The following is a 21,725-nucleotide window of genomic DNA, read 5'->3' on the forward strand; positions in this document are numbered from 1 at the left end:
CTACCCCCGGTACCCGATATCCGCACCGGTCGGTACTCGATACCGCCCTACCGGTACTAAATAGCGTCGCGCGTCACGCGACAGCGGCCGAGCAGTCAACAAATCCGCGTACATGGCTATCGGCATGGGCCTCGACGACATGAAGCACATTTCGGGTTGTGGATTGCCAAAGAAGAAGGCGCTTCATTTTGGGCGCAGGTATATTCCAATGTTTCCAACCGTGGGGTCAAAGACGTCTTTGTCGTCTGCTGTGACGGGCTTAAAGGACTGCCAGAAGAAGTAGAGGCAACCTGGCCGAACTCTATGGCGCAAACCTGTATCGTGCACCTGATTCGCGCAGCTAACCGATGGGCGTCTTATCAGAACCGCAAAACCGTCTCTCGTACGCTTCGCGATATCTACACCGCTGCAGATGAGTCCACAGCATGGCTACTTTAGCCGAATTTGAAGCCTCTGAACAAGCTCAAAAGTATCCACGCTCAGTCAAGGTTTGGCGGGGTGCTTGACAGCGTTTTCGTACCATTTCTGCAGTTCCCACCAGCAGCAAGGAAGGTAATCTATACAACGAATTTGATTGAATTACTCAACAATTAACTGCGTGAAGCCCCCCGAAACAGGGTGCAGTTCACCAACTATGAATCAGCACTCAAGACGCTGTGACTGATGATCCGCAACATCGAAGACAAACGAGCTCCAAAGCGGGCGAAACAAGGCAAACGAGTCTCAGCGACAGCCGGCAGACTCATGGAAAGAGCCCGAGTTTCCGGCCGGAAACAGGCCATCAACCAAATGGTTGTGGCCTACCCCGACCGCTTCGACAAATGCCTATAAACCTAACCTCACGCGATACAGCTTGACAGTTAACTATGCAACCAAAGGCGATGGCGAAATAGTAATAGGCGTGGTCCCCAATGACCTTTAGTTGCGAATTCAGCAACGTGACCGATTACCTAATATCTTCTTTTGGCGACTTCACAAAATTACTACCCATAGCAGCCAAGCCGATAACGACTACCAAGAATAGGATAAGACCGAACGGAAGAGAGGGAAAGTGCACCACCAATCTGTGCGCAATTAGAGAATCCATATACGTGCTTAGGAACCAAGCTGATCCCAGCGAAAGCAACACTGCGAAGGCCGAGGGCACACAATTAGCCAATTTTCTAATGCGATAGGCTTCAGCGGCTGGTACTCCCTGTTCCCAAATTGTTCGCGCATACCGAATGAGTCTCCCCTGCTGGGCTAACGCCAAGCCGAAAATAAGGACCGCTACTCCAACAATCACATAAGCAAATAGCGGTATAAACTCGCTAGTACCCGTACCGTTTGGACCATAAAGCAACCGATCAGGAAGTTTTTCTGCCCACTGCTTGGCGCTCACAACTGATACTCCCTCAGTAACTCCGATGTCGGGAGGGGCCGAAAATATTGCAACCGAATACGTACCCCCCTCATCGCTTTGCCAGGCAGGATCCGACTGAGAGTTAAAGGTTTGATCCCATGGTCGCATCCAAGTCTGATCAAAGGGAGATCGAGGCGCTTGACCGACTACGTCCTTGTTTTTTACCAAAGAATCGATAGTTCCATCTCGATCCTCCACTAGAGTGTAAACAGCCCCTTCTTCCAGGCTGGAAGGCTTAAACTGTCCCGCATCTTCAATAGCAGGGACCCAATTTAACACGCCCAAACAATCCTTCGAATGCTCTCGACAAGCCATTCTTACCTCCGCAAGGCCATCTGTCCCCTCAGAGGCCGGAGCCGCCACAAATACATCGTCAACATTATCAGCCAATGCCTGTCGGGCAGAAAAAAGGGCCGAATCGTTCGAAATAAATAGAATTATTGGGAGCAAGACAAAAATGCAAGCCATCCGCAAAACCGTCGTGGGAATGAATGAACGCAAAAGTCGAATAGCCAACACGAATGGGGTCCAACCACGACGACGTAACGAAAAACGCTCAATCAAGTACAGAATTAGTGCATAAATAATTACCGAGGCAGCACTAACCAAGAAAGGAATGCCATAGATGAAGAGTAGAGGCCAGCGGCTCCCTGGGGCAGCATGTGGTATAAGGAAAAAGATGGCGATCCCTATCACACAAGCAATAATCCCCAACGGATAATGAAACAACTGTGAAGCTTGTGGACTACTTGGGCCTGCGCTTCCATCAACATGCTTCTCCCTTAACTCAGCTAGAGAACCCGTTTCTTGCCATAGGGGAAAAATAGCCAGCACCGACGTAGCTAACCACGTAACAAAAGCCACGAAGAATGGTGACGGGAAGCCAGAAGGCAAAGTAATACTAACCCCAGAATATATAAAAGAAAAGAGCGGCTGAATACACATTGGCACGAGGAAAGCATTAACCAAGGAAAAGCATGCAATCACAACTACAGTTTCACACACCAACGCGTAGCGAATCTTCGACAAAGGAAATCCAAACAGCCGAAGGGCCCTATAGTGCGCTCTTCTCCCCATAATGACGTGCCTAATACAATACTTAAGCGCTAAACTGAATGGGACCAGAGAAACGACAGCCGAATACATCAGGCCCATCGATAACGACTCAGTAACTTCCTTCGCCCCTACAGTTGAGATCAATAAGGCGATAAAAAAAGTAAGGATGAAACAAGTTGAAAGAAATGGGACACTCTCCACGGTCGTGTCCTTTCGAATCTTCGATGCCAACGAGCGATAATTCACAGAGAACCCCCAATTTCAAGACTGCAATCAGCAAACTCAGCAACGCGTTCATCGTGGGAAACTATCAAAGCAATTGCTTGACCAGATTGAGCATATTGCGCAAGGCGATTCAGGACAATATATGCGTTTTCCTCGTCAAGTGCGCTAGTCGGTTCGTCTGCAAGAATAAGTCGAGGTTGTTTAGATAGCGCTGCTGCAACGGCTGCACGCTGGCGCTGGCCCCCGGAGAGCTCGCTAGGTAAACAATCAGATACCTCAGCAATCCCGAAATTCGTAAGCAGAGAACTGCCGTCCGTCGAGATTGATGAAACACCAGAAAGACTCCGTGCAAAAGCTAGATTTTCTCCTACGGTTAGACAAGGAATCAAGCCCGCGTCCTGGAACACTACGCCCATAGATTGAGCCCTGAGCGCATCACGTTGTCGTCTCGAAATTGACCAAAGACTCTTTTCACAAAGCTTGACCTCCCCTGATAAAGGGGGTTGAAGCCCAGCGATTGTCTTGAGGAGAGTAGTTTTACCCGCCCCCGATTTTCCTCGAATCCAGTGGACACTTCCTTCCGAAAAGTGTCCGTCTATACAAGCAAGTGACTTTCCTCGCCTCGACGATATTTCTAAGTTACAAAGCTCAAGCATTCTTTACTCCTAATTCTGGGAAAGGGATCCAATCCCCCGGTTGACAAATTTCCTTGGTAAATGCGTGAAGCACTCCAGCTGTTCCAAATGCAAAGTCAAGAGTGAACCTTTCATTGCGGTCTCCAAGGCAATAGACAGCTCCGTCCATCTCCATGCATTGTTTTTTCAAAAGTATTTCTTGATTTCGAAGCAATTGCCCTCCCACTTGAGAGCCGAAAACCTGATTAGCTCTCTTTAACGACCAATAGCAGCCTGCACGACCGTAAAATAAACCCGCTGTGGCGAAGTACCTTGAGGAACAGGCTTCTATTAAGCCCGAAAGTTGCTCATTGGTGGCAACCATTCTGCGTTTCTTTGCGAGCTCGGTTAATGCCCACAAAACACCAGCGCTTCCTTCTGCCAGATACGGGAGTAGCCTGTCCCCATCATCGACCATCAGACTTCCATTTTTTGATTTCTTACAGTTAAGCAAGTCTTCAGCACACATGGTTTCAGCCAGGTCCAAAAAATTTTCAGCTCTCGAGCTTTTCTCACTTTCCCACCATTGGAGGAGCGCCATAGCCGCTCCACTCCAACCGCTTAAAAGCCCACCGGAGGCTTCAGTCCTTCCATCTTCGAAAGAGCTAAGGAGCAGCTCAGATACATTCAAACCAAGCTCTTCGAGCAAAGAATTTGTCGCACTTTTAAACAATGCCCCTGAACCCTTTACACGAGAAAGTATAACGAGATCTCGAATCATTCTTTCAAGTGTGAATCCATTGTCGGGCTTCGAACTATACTCTCGCTCCAAATTTTTAGCATACTCATCTATCGAGTCGCGTGAGGGATTTAACGCCATACGAAGTTCACTCACATTTACAGCATTCCTGCCGTAAGGATCAGAATCTATTCGCGCTTTCCTCAACAATTCGCTCTTGAGCCTGCAGTCTTCATACTGATGCTGAAGTTGCACGTACAAAAGATCCCGCAGTCCTTCGGGAGAAAATATCGTACCTTCGCCTAAGCTATCGGCTCCAACTGGCACAGTCTCGCTGACTTGTAAATGCTCTTCATACCTGTCCCACGACTTGACGATGCCACTTGCAAGGTCAAGCTCATTGACTGGGCCAAAGGCATACCGCGGTACGGGGAACTCGATAAAGTCCTCTAACCATTCACGAATCGTTTTGCCATAGAAATCTTGAATCTCATCTAGAATCACACCGCGCTCACCTAATGAAAAGTCCACTTGAGACGCAGACGGGTAAAACAGTGATAGCGCGATTTTTCCCAATCCGTAAAAGTCGTTCTCCTCGAGACAAAATCCCTTTTTTTGATCTGAACACCGCATCCTCGGATCCGCCATGGAGAACCCCGGAGTCCAGTATTTGGGTACCCCTGTTCCGGCAGGGGCCGCCGCCTCCCAATCTACAATCATGACCTCTCCGTTCGGAGAAACTAAAATGTTATCAGGTGATATGTCACCGTGACACCAACCATTGCCATGTGCCCTAGTAAGTACGGCTTTTGCCTTTTCCATGCAAGATTTCGCCCAAAATACGTATGAACGCACTCCCTCCTCGGTTCCCAAGGCGAGTGGACATGTTTCCGTGACATACGCTCTAAGGGACTTTCCGTTGAAGTAATCAGTAATCAAATAGCTAGAAGCCTCACTATTTATCAGTTCAACTTTATTTGGAATTCCGTTTACCCCTTGCAGCTCCTCCAGTACTTTACTTTCCTGCTTAAGGCTGGAGACTCCGTCCGAACTCCAATTAGTAAACCCCGAAAGCTGTCTAACTTCTTTTACAAAGACCTCACGGCCTTGATAACGAGCTTTCATGGACAAACCCCTGCTACTGTAGCCAAGGACCTGGTCAACCTCGAAGGGGACTCTGAATGCGTTTCTATCACGTCTAGCTAAGACAGAATTGATGAATTCACTCCGAGGGGCCCATCGGGGAATTTCTAAACATCCAGATCGACTCGGCCAATAAACCTCTCCCGAAGAAGATTCAAGTGCTTCAAGCCAGCGTTGCTTTTCTTCGCACCACTTCTTCATGAGCAAGAATGATCCATACCTAAAATGTACGGGAGAATTTTCTATCTGGGCATCAGATAATATTTCGGGTGCGCGGAACCCCTCGAGTGCACAATAAAGCTGAGAGACTACAGAATCAAACTTCTCAAGCGTCACCGGATACGCCGTCAAAAGCTTGCCAAATTCATCCACCGATGCCGTCTTCAAGAGCTTTTTAAAATATACTGATGGATCGGCTGCAACTTTGAAATAGACTCCTGAATCTATGAGGATCGGAATTGCTGCGCCTAAAACCTCCTCAGCTTGTGTAGGAAACGCGCTCAGATGGATTTTCCATCCACACTGAGGAAGGTCGTTCGGTCTGGAACCGAAAAAGCGCCATGGAGAAGCAATGTCACCACTTAAAAAGCTCCAGCGTTCGGAAATTTTCCAATCTTTACCCTCCCTTTTAGCCTCATCATTTACCAAAGGGTGTGAGCTCACACCAAATCCCTTGAGCTTCAATTTCTATCCTTCATCGCTATTATTTTTGTGTTTTGTATCTGCCGTGGAGTATGGTGGCTAGCGTGCACCACAATCCTGGATCGTTGTGAATTTAATAGTTTTGCTAAACGCACACAGTTGTTTTCATCTAGCCCCGAGAATGGCTCATCCAAAAGCAGTATAGGTTTAGTGGATGCCAAAAGCCTTCCTAAAGCCAACCGGCGCTTTTGCCCTCCAGAGAGTTCCCCTACTGTAAGAGCAGTCGAACTTCCCGCCAAACTGTCCGTTATGTCGGAAAGGAAGTCGTCTAAACCAGTATCTAGACCCAAGATCTCAGCTAATACTTCCGATACTGCTTCGGTTTCAAGCCCCGGTTCTTGAGGGCAATAGCCGATTAAATCTCGATACCTGTTGCTGGGTTCTTCAATCTGCTGCCCATTCCAAATTTCAACAGCCCCGCGTTCAGGGGTTTTTAAACCAGCTAGTACGCGTAAAAGTGTTGTCTTGCCGCAACCAGACGGTCCAGAAATCATTACCAGATCTGACCGTTGTAACCTATCTGAATAGCTTCGATCCACCTGAAATTCGTCGCACACAATTCCCGTAAAGTTCAAGCACAAAGGAACTTCGGGATTCGAGGAATTGGTAGTTTCATATTTAAAAGATATTTTTCCCTTCAAAGTTGGAATCCTTTTTTTCGCAGCCTCCGACTTCTTATAGCTTTCCAAGCTTTCAGTCACGACTTGTACTGGGGAAATGACCATTCCAGCAACTGTAAATACGGTAATCACTTCGCCGACTGACAAATTCCCTCTAGGAACGAGGAAGATCATTGCTATAGCGACACATACTGTAGGTATCAAAGCAAAAATGAGAGAGGGAACCGCTAAGTAAAGGAACTTGGTAAGCACCACTCCACGCAAAGCCGAAGTCGTTTTGCGCGCCGTTTCATCAATTTCGAGTTTTCTTCTACCAAAAGCATCCAAAACTCGAATCTCTTCATAACTCCTAACGAAGGAAGCCGTTTCATTTACAAGCTGAGCATTCAGTTCCAGCGCTTTTGCATTTGGCCGCTCCAGTCTCCGCAAACCGCCCTTCGTTAGTAAAAGACCTACTACCAATGAAATCGCAATAAAGAACAGCAAAGCCTTATTTACCCGAAGAACTAAGACTACAGCTACGATTACACTGGTTAGCGAAGAAGAAATCGAGCAGACGATACTCACAACTCCGGATACATATTCTCTAGAATCCGTAAGAATATTTGAGGCCAGATTCTCGTTACAGGCTGGGATGCCCCTTTCCTGCACCTCAGTCCTTGACCGCTCTAACAGAGCGATTCTGACTGCTCCTATCCCGTTAACTTCAGCAATTCCTTTCAGAAACTCAGCACATTTGCTTACCAAAGCCCAAAGAATAGTTAAGCTTACTAAAACCACCCACGCTGGGAAGCTTAGGATAGTTTGACCATCAACTAACTGCCCAAGCAACCATGGTTGCATCATCCACAGCACAGAGGTGATAGCTGAAGCGATTGCAGCCACCAAAAGGGAACGCACTGGAAACATTCTCTCACTCACAAAAAGGGAGTGAGGGCTCTAAAAAAGAGCCTTCACTCCAAACAAATTTTAGTTGCCACACCAAGCAATGCTTGCTCGGCTTTCCCGTGCGGCTGCACAGTCAGTCACGCTCACGTGGCTATCCGCACGGTTAGCCTGATCGCCGAGACCCTTAGCAGCCTCACGAATTTCGTAAATATTGGTCATCTAAATTCACCTCCTTCTCGCTCTCAGGAATTTAAGTTATCAAGGCATCTTGATGACTGATATAGAAAAATGGCTTTCTTATACTTTCGTATATTATCCTCAACGAAAAGATAGATTTGGATTAAGTTATAAATTTATGTAGCGGTAGCGGTGCTTGTTGTTCAACTAATTAGATAAAAATTGAGACGTTACACCGGTTAAAATTTTGGGAGGCCTTAAATGAGGGTATTGATTCTAAGCGACGCCGACGCCAACACGCCTGCCCACTTAACGCCTCTCTTGTCTTTAATGCGAAATTGCCTGGAAGATGTTTCAGTCTCAGGAGATGAAACACTAGCCATCGAACTTTTAAAGCTCCAGCATTTCGATGCTGTTTTCATCGATGCAACATTATCTTTCAAGTACTGTTTACCGGTCCTAGATTTCATCCGAAATGACAGTTCATCGATACGGCCCTATTCCATAGCATTAACGATCTCAGAATCAGACAAAACATTTTTAACGTTGCTGGCCGCCGGTGTGTCAGCGATCATTCGCCCTCCAAAGACGATTTCAGAAGTTCAAACGGTGGTAGAAATTATTCGAAAGGGCGGATGCTATTTGTCTATGCAGGATACTGCTCGACTAATCAAACTGACTCTTCACAACTATTCAGATTTTCCGCTCAACGAGGATACCCCTCTTTCTAAGACAGACCGTAGAATCCTGCATTTTGTACGACAGGGAAAAACTACATTTCAGATCTCAGGGCTGTTAGGCTTTTCTGAAATCTCCATAAAAAAGCATATATCTAACCTCTTTGAGAAATATAGAGCTGTATCAAGGGCTGAGCTAATATATAAGAGTTTCTATGATGTCGATTCGGAGTCTATTTCTAATAAAAGTTCGGGTTAAGGCCCACCGTGAAAATTCAGCCGCAAAGTTCTTAGCAGATCAGATCATAAAAGACGATGCAAACAAAAGAAAAATAGTGGCTGCCTCAGAAATATCCCAACTGATCGAATGATTCACCAGGGGAAAATAGCAGAAAGAGCCCATACTTCTTGTTTTCTAGTTCCAGCTTCTTCCTACTTGATAAATTCAATGTTCAATGCAGTTCACGGTCCCTTTACTTATCTTGATGCGACCCGTGCTGTAGAAGCATTCGTTTTTCGGACATACAGATACACCACTACTTAGAACTTGCCTCAACTAACGACAGACTTTGTCGGTGAGCAAGTGTTTCGCACTGAGAATTGTAGACTGCGCGAATTCAGAGAGTGTCCGATTCTTTGTGTGCGGGGGCTTCGTTTACAAGTAATCCGCGAATCGGTTGGGGTAAGACACGGCTAGTTGGTTGATAACTTGTTTCCACCCAGTGGCTTTCGCTCCTTCAATATAGCCGTTGCATTCAATGGCGCGTTTTGCTTTCTTCGCTCGTTGGGCAGCGCGCTTGTCTTCGATGTTGCAGATCATCAGCCACAACGTCTTCAGTGCAGCAGTATCGTTCGGGAATTGCTCCCCTGCTACGGGTAGTTTTACGCAGTTGGGCGTTGAGTAATTCGATTGAGTTGGTAGTGTAGAGCACTCGCTGCGCCGCTGGCTGGAACTGCGGAAACGGTACGAACCGCTCCTATGCGCGCCAGACTTTGACCGACTGGGGGGTATTTCGGACAAGTTCACTGGCGTCGAAAGTATCCAGGCTGGCACGTGCGGTGTCCTCGTTAGCGGCTGTGTAGACCTCGCGCAGTGCGCGGGAGACTGCTTTGCGGTCCTGGTAGGACACCCACCGGTTCGCAGCCCGAATCAGGTGCACAATACAGGTCTGCACCATGGAATTCGGCCAGGTTGCCTCCACGGCTTCCGGCAGGTCTTTGAGCTCGTCGCAGCACACGATGAACACGTCCTGGACACCGCGGTTGGCCAGATCCGCACACACCGATGCCGCAGAATGCGGCGCCTTCATTGTCAGCGATCTACAATCCCAGGATGTGCTTGATGCCGTCCACGTCGACACCAACCATCATGTACCAGGACTTGTTGACCACCCGGTGGCCGTCACGGATCTTGACGCGTAGCGCGTCGAGGAAAATCACTAGGTAGAACTCGTCGAGCTGGCGGTTTTGCCAGATCATGACCTCGTCCAAGACCGCGTCGGTAATGGTGCTGATCGTATCCGGGCTCATATCCACACCAAGAGTGGTTGCGAGATGGTGCTGAATATCGCGCACGGTCATCCCACCGGCGTAGAGCGAAATAATCATGTCGTCGAGCTCTGTGAGCCGACGTGCACCCTTGGGCACCATCCGGGGAGTAAACGTGCCAGCACGATCCCTGGCAACGGTCACTTCCACCGCGCCGTAGCCAGAATTGACGGTCTTGATGTACAACCCGTTACGGTGATTGCTGCTCTGTGCGGTTTCCATCTGGGTTTTGGCCTTGCGGTCGCAATGACTATAGCCCAAATGCGCATCCATCTCCGTTTCAAGACTAGCGTTGATCGATGCCTGCAGGAGGCCTTTAACCAGCTCGCTTGCATCACCGGCGGAAGTCGACAGCTCGCTGATCAGGCTGACGAGCTTAAGGATTTTCCATCAGCTTCTCGCTGATCTCATTGACCCTTGTCGGCCATGGTTTTTCTTCGGTGACACTGTAGTCATTATCGGTGAAACTCCTTCTAGATCAGAGTCTCACCCACAAATTCCCTGACACACCCATCAGGTGCAGATCAACTCTAAGAAGAAAACAGGCACGGCTAAATACCACGAGTACCCGTTGGGGCCGGGTCTAGAGACTCGAAAGGTTCTGGAACGTAGCCAGCAGTTCGATAAACAGTTCGCACGAGGTCAAAACTCGGCGGAGACCATACCCTTGACTAAGTTACCAGATGGATAGAAAACACCTCACAAGCTTAAGGACACCACTTGGCAGGCGTAGGTGGAATCAAAGTAGACCAAGCCCGAGTAGTCACTGCTCCAGACCGGTCATGTTTCGCGTCAAAACTCCGTAGGTTTTGCGTAGCGAGGAACTGAAACACTCACCCAGAGTACGCCTACACCTCAAGAATGGGATCAGTGAGGATGCTCGACGAGCAGTAGCCAAGTCGCAGGCTCTACTGCAGGACCTTGAAGTCGATCTTGGTCTCGATTCTGATGGTTTACGCGGAAAACCTCTCACGCCATTAAGGTAGCCCAGTCCGCCGTTAAAGACCTTATCGTCGACATGGACTTAGACGACGATGATCTTTGAAAAGACGCGTCAGACGTTGTACGACTAGCGCAGTCCTTCATCAAAAATCTTGTCGCCGGCATGGACCTAGACAACGACGCTTTGAGTCAATATTCCGCTGCGTCAGTGACTGCTGCGCAGAAATCTTTTCGGATTTTGTAGTCAAAATGGAGTTGGACAAAAAGTCCTTATCACGTCACGCTCACAATGCTGTGCGTGAGGCTCAAACCACTATGAAGGACTTGCACGTCGACATTGATGTTGACGATAAGCTCCTCCCTGTAAAACATTAGCGGCGGTCAAAAAGGCTGAGCTGCTAACTCCAAAAATCAAGTTCCAAATGTCACTAGACTACAAGGGACTTCTGCCGGATTCTGTAGGTGCGGTCAAAGTCCAAGCCTCCACTCCGAAAATTAAACCCAAGATGGACTTGGACTATAAAGGATTACTATCTGACGCCATCACTACGGTCAAGGGTGTAGAAAAGGTAGCTCCGAAGATCAAGTTGGCAACTAAGAACAAGTACAAGTTCCTAAACCTTGCTCTGGTTTAACTGGCTGCAAAAATTTAGGTGTGGGAGAGACTTAAAAGCTCAAGGTCAGGGTCTCTGCGGATAAAACTGGCATTGCAAAAGTCTCCGCAATGATGGCCGCACTCACCGCCACTACTGGGTTTGTTAAAGCTAAAACCGCTATGACCGGACTGACAATGAGCCTAGGAGCCGCGGGGGCAAAGACTCTGCAAATGAGGTCAGCTATGGCTATTGCAACGTCCGGTGTTCTGGCACTCGTACCAATCCTGCACACCGCCGGAAAGCAACACTACAATTCGCGTCTTCACTGACGTCACTCGTCGGAGCAATGGCCGTACCAACTATCGCAGCGGCAAGCACAGCGTTTACTTCTGTTGCTATCGCAATCAAGGGAATGGGCGACGCTATTGGTGCTACTGACACGAAGGGTTTGCAGGACGCGATAAATCAGTTGACTCCGTCTGCGCAGACTGCTGCTCTATCAATCCGAGACTTAAAGGATCTGTTTGATTTTTCTGGTATCCAAGAAGCATTTTTCGAACCGCTCGGAGACCTTGGACAGGTTAGCGCACTGATCGAACCACTTAACGAGGTCATGCGCACACTCGCTGGAAACCTAGGCCTAGCAGCGAGCGCATTGGTGGAGTTCCTGACCACAGGTACTGGTCTGACAGCCATGACCGAATTGCTGAATGGCACGAAGTTTGCGGCCAGTGATCTCGCGGGTGGAGTACGAAACGTTCTTAAAAGAACCGTAGTGTTGGGCGCTGCTGCTCCAATTTTCAGCCGCATGATGTCGCACTTTTGGGTCTGGCTGAGACGTGGAAGAACAACACGATCACGGCTTTTGAGGACGGGTCGCTACAGCGATCTCTTGCGGAAAAAGAAGCGGAGGTAGTTTCATTTTGGAAGAGTCTATCCCCGTCTCGGAGGGCGAATCGGAGGGATCTTTTCCGGTATAGACAAGGCCGCCGGATCAGTGAATATAAATGGTGGGTTCAGCTTCCTAAACTTCTTATCGCAGGTCAACGGGTGGGTGAACTCGATGCAGGGGCAACAAACCCTGCAAAGCTACTTCGCCTCAGCAGCCGCAGTTTTGTCCTCCATATCGCCGATTATCTCGACATTGGCCTCCATCGTGATGAATCAGATATATCCGGCTTTTGCTGATTTCGTCTCACAAGCCGCGCCAGGAGTCGAAGAATTTCTCAACAGAATGGCGGAGTGGATTCAACTTATTCTCGATAAACTCCCCGAATTCGGTGAGGCTCTAGGTGACGTCGTCGGCGCTATTGATTTTGAATCTCACGGCAAGACCATCTCCACAGTGATGGATGTTTTCACCACAGTAGTCCTCCCCGTACTAGAAACCATCGCTCCAAACATTGATGAGATCGTGATTACGATCGGGATTTTGGTCGGAGGGACCTGACCCCTGTTTGGTAGACACCTCTGTTTCCGGCCGTGTTGGGTCGGGGAAAAGTAATCTGCCTCCATGCCTAGGAAGGTTTATTCGGATCAGTTCAAGCGCGACGCAGTCGCGATGGACGAGAGCGATCCACATCTCTCGCTCAAGGCCACGACTGAAGATTTAGGGATCTACCGCACCACGCTTCGCACGTGGGTCGATACGTACGGCACCGGTGCAAAGCCCCAGAGTCCACCGGTTGCACGTGCTGATCGTGCCAAGCAGCTCACGGATGCAGAAATGATACGCCAACTGCAGCAGGAAAACTACAGGTTGAAAGAAGAACGCGATATCTTGCGCAAGGCGGCCAAATATTTCATGGAAGAGACAAACTGGTGATCCGCTTTCAGTTTTTCGAGGACAACCGCACCGAGTACTCGGTCAAGCGGATGTGTACCGTCTTTGGGCTCAATCGCAGCTCTTACTACAAATGGAAAGCCAGCAGCCCCAACGGCACCGTCGGCTGATCGACGATGCCATGCTAGGGGCGAAGGTCAAGGCGGTCTTTGACGAGAAAGACCAGCTCTGTGGTGCCAAACGCATCGCGGCAGAGCTGACCTATAACGACGCTTACAACGACAATGGGCCGGTCAACCATAAGCGCATCGCCCGGATGATGAAGAAGCCTCGCCTGCGTGGCTACACGAAAAACGCAAGGTCACCACCACCAGGCGTGGGCCCAATCGAGTGGTGTTTGCCGACCTGGTCAAGCGAGAATTCACGGCCCCGGCTGCAAATAGGGTGCTGGTTGGCGATATCACCTATCTACCGATCGCGGACGGGTCGAATATGTATCTCGCTTCGGTAATTGACTGCTATTCCCGGATGCTCGTCGGCTTTGCTATCGCCGAGCACATGCGCACCGAACTCGTCGAGGGAGCGCTCGAGCACGCGCACCACACCCGCGGGAGTCTTGCCGGGGCGGTCTTTCATTCGGACCACGGAAGTGTCTATGGCTCATCGCAGTTTCAGGCTACCTGCCACAGGCTCAACGTCACCCAGTCCATGGGCGCAGTCGGCACCAGTGCCGATAACTCACTGGCGGAGTCGTTTAACGCCACCTTGAAACGAGAGGTCCTCAAGGATAAGAAAGTCTTTGACAATCCCATTATCTGCCGGCAGGAAGTCTTCCGGTGGTGCATGCGCTACAACACGCGCCGGCGACACTCGTGGTGCAACCTTCTAGCTCCCGATGACTTCGAAGCACTCACATCAGCTACACTGACCAAAGCAACATAGCTAACCCCCGACGTGTCCACTGTCCGGGGGTCAGGCCCCTGCTTCGACCATTCCTGTTGAGAAAGGGTACCTAGAGTTGGAAGACGATAAAAACGTAGAGAACTTTGTGGACTGCCGTGAAATCCGCACGGTTTTCAAACCAACTTGGGTGAGCTGGTGGTTCCACAAGATTTTTACGTTCCCGCGCGTTGAGTGCGATGGGATCGTAAGCAATTGTCACTGGGGAAGAGACAAAGCGTTAGTGAGGGATGGTGGGACGGTTACGGTTGGATTTAGTTATCGTATTTTCCATGATACGAAAATTAGATGTAAGAGCTCCCCTATCGAGGTTTCCCCTTCACATGCTGAGTTAGAAGCCAAGACAGCCATAACTAACAACTCCCCGATGTCTGCCGTGCTCTACTAGCATTCGTCTCGAGCCTATCGATGGTTCGGGCGCGTACTTCCCCGCGACGTTGTGAACGCGTTGCATAGGGTTAACCCGCCGATAGCGGTATGAGACCAGTGGAAATTGGAGTCGTGGCTGGACTCCACATACGCCTTCTGCCGGGCGCTCTGAGACTCAAATACGGCCGGGCGTAGGCCCGCTCAGTCATCAACGTGCGGTCGAACAGTTCCTCATTCCCGCTCGTCTGTGGCCGATTCACCCCTGGTTCACCGGTGCTTGACACCCGGCCCCAACGCCTCGACGAACGCGCGTGAACGGTAACAGGCGCCGTTGTCGGTCATCACCGCGCCGACACGCACACCCAGCGACGCGAAAAAGCCGCTTGCCCGCCGCGGTGTCTTTATGCTCGTCGTCGAGGATCTCCGAGTGCACCACCCGGGAATGACCGTCGACCGCGTGATGCAGATACCGGTAGCCCCTGCCGGGTTTCGAACCTTTCCGCCCGGCCGCGTCACTGGCCCGGCCGGACGCCCGGCCCTGGTCAGAGCCTCTGCCGAACATCCGCCACCCGCCATATGGCAAGGCATGTGGTGAGGCTGACGGGCGCGCTGATCTACCATCACGCGTGCGCCGCTTTAGGCGTTTTTCAACGCCCGATACACCGTAGGGCGAGTGACCCCAAACTCTCGCGCTAGTGCTGCCTTTGACTCCCCTGCCAGCACGCGCCGCTTAATCTCTGCTACTTGCTCTGGGCTTAGGGCGGGTTTGCGACCTTTGTACTTGCCGGCCATTTTCGCCAACGCAATACCTTCCGCCTGACGCTCGCGGATAATGGCCCGTTCAAACTCCGCAAAGCTGCCGAGGATGCCCAGCATTAAATCCGCGCGTGGGTCACTAGTGCCTTTCGAGAAGGATAGGTTCTCGTGCAAAAAAGTAACGGTCACACCCTTGTCGGTGAGTTCGTCAACAATACCGCGCAGATCTGTTAGTGAACGGGCGAGGCGATCAATCGACGAGACGACGAGTTCGTCACCGTCGCGCACATAGGCCATGCACTCCCCAAGTCCAGGACGCTCTGTCTTAGTGCGTCCGGAAATCTTATCCTCAAAGAACCGGTCAATACTTCCAGACGTATTGAGTAGTTCTTTTTGTCGCTGATTATTCTGCTCCACCGTCGAGACACGGATATACCCCACCCGCTGCCCACGCGAACCAGAACCACTAGCCGCCGACACCACAATCACCACTTTCTGTATAGATAAGGCCTAGTCCCCACTATACAGGTGTAAAATAATGCTCGAATTAACCTTACTTTACATGTAGCTTACCAGTATAAACGCGCGTAACAATAGAGTGTACTTTATAGATGCTAGGCCGATGGCTAAGGAGGTAGGCAACTCGTGAAGAAACCAAATGATTCCTTCTTCGTGAAATTGATGCAGGGACTTTTTGCATTCTTTGTTCTGCACTTGTTTCAAAAAGTCTTTCCAGAGAATGAAAGGGTTGAAGAATCAGAATGTGAGAACCGTGAAGGGGGCGAAGAAAAGAAGAGCCGGTGGGTGAAACTTAAGAAGGCGGTGCATAAATTTAAGACGGCAGTGGGTAAACCCGCCTACGGAAACATTGCACTCATCATTATTCAAATTCTTCTCTATGCAGTAACCAGCGCAGCCACTCTTCAGCAGGAGTGGTTCAAAGAAGCAAAGCCGATAGCCCTAGGCTCCTTTGCCGTCGCGTGGATAATATGTGTTGGCATCTATTGTGTGGCATCCGACGGGGCCATGGTCGCTTTCTTCTGTCTCTTGGGGATATGCCTCGCGGCCGGGGCTTTAGCAATGATTGATCTATCCGGTCTAAAAGACCCTGTAACGTACGTACTGCAATTGGGTCTCCAATCGGCATCGCTTATATGCGCTGCGTTTGCGTCAAGGTACATCAAATCGGTTCATACAGGATCGTAAAAGAAACGCGAATGCCGCCCGGCCTCCGGGGAAGGCGGGCGGCATTCTTGTCATCGGGGCAAGCAGGGGTTTCTCGGGGTAAATAGTTAATCCCCTTGCCAGAACTTCTGACTAACCAAGGGTATTCCTTCGATTGAGTAAGACAATCATGGATGCTCCTAATGTGGAATTATTCCGATTAGACTTGCTCCCCGGCTTTCGTTTTTGAGAGCTTACCGAGCAATTTTTCTTTTAATTTACTTTTCAGAATGACAGCTCAGTCTTACTGACTTATTATGTGAATGCAAGAAAAGGTTATTCCTATTGTCTGGAGTTCTACTTTGAAGAAGATAATTGCTGCCCCGTTTACAGTCCTGGTTTGTTCCTCAATTCTCATTAACGCTTCCTCTGCTGAAGCAAAAACTCCACATACTTTCCAAGATTCTTCCAGTTTGTCTAGTACCAGTCGCTTATCGTCTTCCCTAGCGGATATGAATGCCGATGAGCCTATTCAGGTTTCCGATCAGTCAATCTCTGAAGAAGACCTTTCCTTCATCCAAAAAGTCGCAGACGCCGGAAACAGCTTTGTCGAGCGCGATGGAAAAATCGCAACGTCTGCCACTGACCAACAATTAAAAGACGACTTTGGCTTCACCGACCAACAGGTAGTTCGCCTTCATGAGAAGGTCCTCGGAAAGCCGATGAGTGAAACCTCTGAAGAGCGCAATGCATTAAAGTCGAGAAACTTTACAAATTACGCTTCCGTACAAGGAAAGTCCGTCTGCTTCAGTAATGAAGATCTAGCAGTGGGAGCTGGTGCAGCTATTGTAGGGGCATCTGAAGCTGGACCAGCGGGAATAGCCGCAGCACTTGAAGCAGCCGCAACAGCCTTTGGAGGTCCAGTCGGCTCAGTTATTGGCATAATTCTCACTGCTGCTAGCGCTCCTTCTCTAATTGAGATTGGAGGACGAGCAGCTAAGGCTGCAGTATCGGGGCAAGGCTTGAAAATTGGTGTACATGCGGATTATCCGCCAGTATACGCAGACTACTGTTAACGAAAGAGGGAATCTTGACAAGACAGAACATTACTTGGCCCAGTATCTTTTCACTTGCGCTAATCTTAAGCGGATCCGTTCTGTTGTCGAAGTTTCATGAAGAGAGTTCGGCTCTTTCTTCAGAGAACTTCGTTATATGGGCGGTACCTTCCGTCCTTGGGGGATTGGGGCTGATTTATTGCGCCGTAAAACACGAGGTTGTAACTTCCTACGCCTACGGGATTCTGATTAGCCTCTTTTCCTTTGGCGCAGCAGTTTGGCATCCAAGTACTTTTACTCGCTGTGTTACGGCAGTTATTTTTTTGATAGTGGCTATAACCGTCGTTCTAAAGCGCCAAAAATTAATACTCTTAATAACGTTCACGGCTAGCCGCAAGTGATACAAGTAAGGTGTACCCTATAATCTCCCTACTTTGAAGTAGTCCTCTTTAGCTAAAATAACTTTCATGCTGAGGACTTCGAATACAGTACGAGGGAAGCAGGCCGAGCTACAAGTAGTGGCTGCGCTCGAGAGTGTAGGAATTGCAACCAACTTGTTGACAATGGACGACAATGGGCTAGACGTTAGCTGCCAGATCCCTACCCTTCCGCTCACTTCGAAACAAAGAGAAGACATAAGGGCCGGATCGTCATTCACTTGGGAGATGAGCTTCGAAACAATAAATATTCAAGTGAAGTCCGGCAGTAGCTCTGTAAAAACGAGAGACTTGATTGGTTGGGATATGGCCAATAAGTCATCTCCCCTGGGGGCGAGAATTATGGTGGTATGGCTAGAGCATAAAGAGCCTGACGTTATATGGGTTTTCGATCCAGGCGCGATTTCTTCAATAGTTGAAGGGCTTTCTGTAGATCAAGCGTCAGTCACACTATCTGCGAAGGCTCACAAGAGTGCCGCAGTGGAGATTGATTGCACAAAGCTAGAAGTGCTCGGTCGATACTTATGGTTTTGGTCCAATTGTCCGGTAGCACTCGCGGAGGTTTGGGAAAAAGACATTCTTGAGCTTGCGCAAAACCCTACATGGCCCAATTTCGAAGAACTCGAAAAAATTGCTTATGCATTCTTTCTGTGGGAATGCCACAAAGAGGAGTTTGGGAGTGTCCAAGCTCTTTATAACCAAAAAGACCACGATTCTCGAGCTGTCGGTGATGTCTTTTTGGAATGTAGAAAACTTATTAGGCCCTTTTATGAAATGGGGCGCTTTAGTGAGTGTTTGGACGATCGTGATGAAGCAGCGCGGACTGTCATAGATCTTCTTTCCGTGGAGGGTGCCGTGTGGGAAGATCGCGAAAAAGATAAATATGAAGGACCGGCTAATCTGGGGTGGTCTCCACCGGCGGCACAGAGGGATCTTGTAGTCAAACAATTTATGACTCTCTTTGACTTCTTACTATCTGAGAATGAGTAGCTGAATCTTTAAATGGAAAGAAATCCCAATTCCCTGCCTATGGTTCGAAGTGAAAATAGTCCCCCCAGGTCGGAAAGTAATAGAAGCGCTATTAAAAAATGGCCGAATGTAATGGGGAACATGGGGCTAATAGTTTTTCAAACTTCCCTTTTCGTGTTTCTTACTGCCTCTTCTTATGGCTTTGACGGTCACGATCAGGACACCGTTTCTATTTGGCCTGGAGGGGGGTTGATAATTGGAATCCTCCTCTATGGATGGGCACTTAAAGGAGTGAAAGGAAAAGCCGTGCACTGGATACCTGCGGCTTTACTCGTCGGAATATTTGTAGCCGCCCTTTTGCTAGAGGCTGTAGGGTTGATGGACCTAGCTGGATGGAACCGGCTTCTTTTGTCAGGCACTCTTCAGGGGGCGTCACTTTTTGCGGGTGGCGGGCAGCAGAACAACTAAGCAATCCTCACGGTGGTGTACGTGAAAAACTAGTGCCGCATCGTTAAGTGGGAGAGTGTCCGATTCTTTGTGTGCGGCGGCTTGGTTTACAAGTAGTTCGCGAATCGGTTGGGGTAAGCCACGGCTAGTTGGTTGATGGCTTGTTTCCACCCGGTGGCTTTCGCTCCTTCAATATAGCCGTTGCACTCAATGTTGCGCTTTGCTTTCTTCGCTCGCTGGGCAGCGCGCTTGTCTTCGATGTTGCAGATCATCAGCCACAGCGTCTTTAGTGCGGCAGTATCGTTCGGGAATTGACCCCGGTTACGGGTAGCTTTACGCAGTTCGGCGTTGAGCGATTCGATCGAGTTGGTGGTGTAGAGCACCCGGCGTGCCGCCGGTGGGAACTGCAGAAACGGCACGAACCGCTCCCAGGCGTCGCGCCAGACTTTGACCGACTGGGGGTATTTCCGGCCAAGTTCACTGGCCTCGAAAGCATCCAGGCTGGCACGTGCGGTGTCCTCGTTAGCGGCTGTGTAGACCTCACGCAGTGCGCGGGAGACTGCTTTGCGGTCCTGGTAGGACACCCACCGGTTCGCAGCCCGAATCAGGTGCACGATACAGGTTTGCACCATGGAATTCGGCCAGGTTGCCTCAACTGCTTCAGGCAGGCCTTTGAGCCCGTCGCAGCACACGATGAACACGTCTTGGACACCGCGGTTGGCCAGATCCGCACACACCGATGCCCGGACTCATATCCACCCCCAGGGTGGTTGCGAGATGGTGCTGAATATCGCGCACGGTCATCCCACCGGCGTAGAGCGAGATAATCATGTCGTCGAGCTCTGTGAGCCGACGTGCACCCTTGGGCACCATCCGGGGAGTAAACGTGCCGGCACGGATCCCTAGGCACGGTCACCTCAACTGCGCCGTAGCCAGAATTGACGGTCTTGGTGTACGACCCGTTACGGTGATTATTCTCTGTGCGGTTTCGACCTGGGATTTCGCTTTGCGGTCGCAATGGCCGTAGCCCAAGTGCGCATCCATCTCCGCCTTAAGGCCAGCGTTGATCGATGCCTGTAGCAGGCCTTTGACCAGCTCGCTTGCATCATCAGCGGAGCTCGACAACTCGCTAATCAAGCTGGCGATTTCAGAATTTTCCATCAGCTTCTCGCTGATCTCGTTGACCCTCGCCGGGTCATGGTTTTTGTTTTTCTTCGGTGACACCGTAGTCATTATCGGTGAAACTCCTTCTAGATCAGAGCCTCACACACAAACTTCCTGACACCCTCGTCCACAGCTCAGGCTGCCTTAGACGAATTTGAAGCCTCTGAATTGGGAGAAAAGTATCCACGCTCAGTCAAGGTCTGGCGTGATGCGTGGGCGCGTTTCGTACCGTTTCTCCAGTTCCCACCGGCAGCGAGAAAAGTAATCTATACGACGAATTCGATTGAATCATTCAACAATGAACTGCGTAAAGCTACCCGCAACAGGGAGCAGTTCACCAACGATGAATCAGCGATGAAGACGTTGTGGTTGATGATCTGCAACATCGAAGACAAACGAGCCGCAAAGAGGGCAAAGCAAGGCAAACGAGTCTCAGCGACAGCCGGCAGACTCATGGAAAGAGCCAGAGTTTCCGGCTGGAAACAAGCCATCAACCAAATGGCCGTTGCCTACCCCGACCGCTTCGACAAATACCTATAAACCTAACCCCACACACAAACAACTTGACACGCTCGATCGAGACACTTTTAATAGCCGTGCCATACGTTTGATGCTGTAGTTCGCCTTCTCTCGCTGCATTAGTTCGAACTCTTCTGCTCGCGTTGCATTAAAGCGAAGAAGGCTGTCCCTTAAGCCAAAAATTCGTTATCCATCTTCGCCTCAGCCAGCTCACGGCGCAGACGAGCATTCTCAGCACGAAGATCAGACTCACTCATCCCATCTGATGCTCCTCGGCGTTCGCGCTCATTTTTTACCCACCGGCCTAAAAGCCCGGCGAAAACACCGATCTCCTTAGCCACATGAGCAATCGGGCACCGCGACTCGATTACCAAGTTCGCAGCTCCACGCCGGTAATCCGGCGTGTACTTCTTGCGCTGTTGACTCACAATGAACATCCTCTCCTACGGACACAAAATCCGCACAAATAGGGTGCCCACTAAACGAGGGTATTCTCACTGTCTGCTTCCCCAGTAGCGTTTCTGGCGCTTCTCGAATGCATCACGTCCCCCGTCAACCACCTCACAGATATGACGTTTTATGCTTTTCCGCCTTAAGAAAAACGGAGAATTGGACTTTACGCTCCTCTGAGATTGCTCTAAGGCTCCTGCTACCGACAAGAAAAGTGACGGATTCTCACTTCCATTCGGATAGTCTTTGCTGTGGCGGTTAACGACAATCGTTAAGTCAGAATCCGCCCCCACAACAAGATTTGCATTATGCGTGACCATCAA

The 21,725-nt window shown here is 49.8% G+C and carries 12 protein-coding genes and 6 pseudogenes; 9 read left to right on the forward strand and 9 right to left on the reverse strand.

Translation table 11 applies throughout. The features are described 5' to 3' along the window. Window positions 1–76: 76 nt before the first annotated feature. Window positions 77–831 (forward strand): annotated as a pseudogene (locus QP970_RS04380) (IS256 family transposase); the annotation flags it as partial. Window positions 832–946: 115 nt separating this feature from the next. Here the strand turns inward: QP970_RS04380 and QP970_RS04385 are convergent. The 4 genes from QP970_RS04385 to QP970_RS04400 form a co-directional block, all read right to left on the reverse strand. Further along, window positions 947–2,431: an ABC transporter permease gene (locus tag QP970_RS04385; protein WP_284869715.1), complete on the reverse strand. Its 1,485-nt coding sequence runs from the start codon at window positions 2,429–2,431 to the stop codon at window positions 947–949. Between the two features lie 269 nt (window positions 2,432–2,700). Further along, complete coding sequence (locus QP970_RS04390) at window positions 2,701–3,339, reverse strand: ABC transporter ATP-binding protein (RefSeq protein ID WP_239208590.1); 639 nt, start codon at window positions 3,337–3,339, stop codon at window positions 2,701–2,703. After that, entirely contained in the window at window positions 3,332–5,863 is a 2,532-nt protein-coding gene (locus QP970_RS04395; RefSeq protein WP_284869716.1) for a class III lanthionine synthetase LanKC N-terminal domain-containing protein, read from the reverse strand. Before QP970_RS04395 ends, QP970_RS04390 begins: the two co-directional genes overlap by 8 nt. Continuing rightward, a complete protein-coding gene (locus QP970_RS04400; protein WP_284869717.1) occupies window positions 5,860–7,401 on the reverse strand; it encodes an ATP-binding cassette domain-containing protein in 1,542 nt (513 codons plus the stop codon). Before QP970_RS04400 ends, QP970_RS04395 begins: the two co-directional genes overlap by 4 nt. A gap of 426 nt (window positions 7,402–7,827) precedes the next feature. Here QP970_RS04400 and QP970_RS04405 point away from each other — a divergent pair, with 426 nt between their 5' ends. After that, window positions 7,828–8,502: a response regulator transcription factor gene (locus tag QP970_RS04405; protein WP_284869718.1), complete on the forward strand. Its 675-nt coding sequence runs from the start codon at window positions 7,828–7,830 to the stop codon at window positions 8,500–8,502. Between the two features lie 396 nt (window positions 8,503–8,898). On the opposite strand, the pseudogene QP970_RS04410 reads toward QP970_RS04405, so the two are convergent. After that, window positions 8,899–10,247: pseudogene (locus QP970_RS04410) on the reverse strand (IS256 family transposase). Between the two features lie 1,428 nt (window positions 10,248–11,675). Here QP970_RS04410 and QP970_RS04415 point away from each other — a divergent pair. The 3 genes and pseudogenes from QP970_RS04415 (at window position 11,676) to QP970_RS04425 (ending at window position 14,054) form a co-directional block, all read left to right on the forward strand. After that, window positions 11,676–12,245, forward strand: coding sequence for a hypothetical protein (locus QP970_RS04415; RefSeq protein WP_284869719.1), 570 nt, complete (start codon window positions 11,676–11,678; stop codon window positions 12,243–12,245). Between the two features lie 138 nt (window positions 12,246–12,383). Next, the gene (locus tag QP970_RS04420; RefSeq protein WP_284869720.1) at window positions 12,384–12,779 is read left to right on the forward strand and encodes a hypothetical protein; all 396 of its coding nucleotides are present in this window, start codon (window positions 12,384–12,386) and stop codon (window positions 12,777–12,779) included. A gap of 63 nt (window positions 12,780–12,842) precedes the next feature. Further along, window positions 12,843–14,054: pseudogene (locus QP970_RS04425) on the forward strand (IS3 family transposase). Window positions 14,055–14,493: 439 nt separating this feature from the next. On the opposite strand, the pseudogene QP970_RS04430 reads toward QP970_RS04425, so the two are convergent. Both QP970_RS04430 and QP970_RS04435 read right to left on the reverse strand, forming a co-directional pair. Further along, a pseudogene (locus QP970_RS04430) lies at window positions 14,494–15,015 on the reverse strand (transposase family protein); the annotation flags it as partial. 62 nt (window positions 15,016–15,077) lie between these two features. Continuing rightward, the gene (locus QP970_RS04435) at window positions 15,078–15,686 is read right to left on the reverse strand and encodes a recombinase family protein (RefSeq protein ID WP_284869721.1); all 609 of its coding nucleotides are present in this window, start codon (window positions 15,684–15,686) and stop codon (window positions 15,078–15,080) included. A 156-nt stretch (window positions 15,687–15,842) separates the two neighbouring features. On the opposite strand from QP970_RS04435, the gene QP970_RS04440 reads away from it, so the two are divergent. The 3 genes from QP970_RS04440 (at window position 15,843) to QP970_RS04450 (ending at window position 18,843) form a co-directional block, all read left to right on the forward strand. Further along, the gene (locus QP970_RS04440) at window positions 15,843–16,403 is read left to right on the forward strand and encodes a hypothetical protein (protein ID WP_284869722.1); all 561 of its coding nucleotides are present in this window, start codon (window positions 15,843–15,845) and stop codon (window positions 16,401–16,403) included. A 281-nt stretch (window positions 16,404–16,684) separates the two neighbouring features. Beyond that, window positions 16,685–17,437: a hypothetical protein gene (locus tag QP970_RS04445; protein WP_284869723.1), complete on the forward strand. Its 753-nt coding sequence runs from the start codon at window positions 16,685–16,687 to the stop codon at window positions 17,435–17,437. A gap of 644 nt (window positions 17,438–18,081) precedes the next feature. Then, on the forward strand, window positions 18,082–18,843 hold the full coding sequence (locus tag QP970_RS04450) for a hypothetical protein (protein ID WP_284869724.1): 762 nt from the start codon (window positions 18,082–18,084) through the stop codon (window positions 18,841–18,843). Window positions 18,844–19,376: 533 nt separating this feature from the next. Here QP970_RS04450 and QP970_RS04455 read toward each other — a convergent pair. Next, window positions 19,377–20,502, reverse strand: a pseudogene (locus QP970_RS04455) (IS256 family transposase). Between the two features lie 63 nt (window positions 20,503–20,565). Between QP970_RS04455 and QP970_RS04460 the strand changes: the two are divergent. Next, window positions 20,566–20,973: pseudogene (locus tag QP970_RS04460) on the forward strand (transposase); the annotation flags it as partial. 149 nt (window positions 20,974–21,122) lie between these two features. On the opposite strand, the gene QP970_RS04465 reads toward QP970_RS04460, so the two are convergent. Continuing rightward, the gene (locus QP970_RS04465) at window positions 21,123–21,389 is read right to left on the reverse strand and encodes a transposase (RefSeq protein WP_284869725.1); all 267 of its coding nucleotides are present in this window, start codon (window positions 21,387–21,389) and stop codon (window positions 21,123–21,125) included. Window positions 21,390–21,725: the final 336 nt, after the last annotated feature.

Origin of the sequence: Corynebacterium sp. MSK073 (genome assembly GCF_030232085.1) — a bacterium.
Classification (GTDB): Bacteria; Actinomycetota; Actinomycetes; order Mycobacteriales; family Mycobacteriaceae; genus Corynebacterium.

Coding starts and splice junctions, on each gene's coding strand:
- QP970_RS04390 (WP_239208590.1), bottom strand. CDS start 3,339: ATGCTTGAGCTTTGTAACTTAGAAATATCGTCGAGGCGAGGAAAGTCA.
- QP970_RS04405 (WP_284869718.1), top strand. CDS start 7,828: ATGAGGGTATTGATTCTAAGCGACGCCGACGCCAACACGCCTGCCCAC.
- QP970_RS04415 (WP_284869719.1), top strand. CDS start 11,676: ATGGCCGTACCAACTATCGCAGCGGCAAGCACAGCGTTTACTTCTGTT.
- QP970_RS04445 (WP_284869723.1), top strand. CDS start 16,685: ATGCAAGAAAAGGTTATTCCTATTGTCTGGAGTTCTACTTTGAAGAAG.
- QP970_RS04450 (WP_284869724.1), top strand. CDS start 18,082: ATGAGCTTCGAAACAATAAATATTCAAGTGAAGTCCGGCAGTAGCTCT.
- QP970_RS04465 (WP_284869725.1), bottom strand. CDS start 21,389: ATGTTCATTGTGAGTCAACAGCGCAAGAAGTACACGCCGGATTACCGG.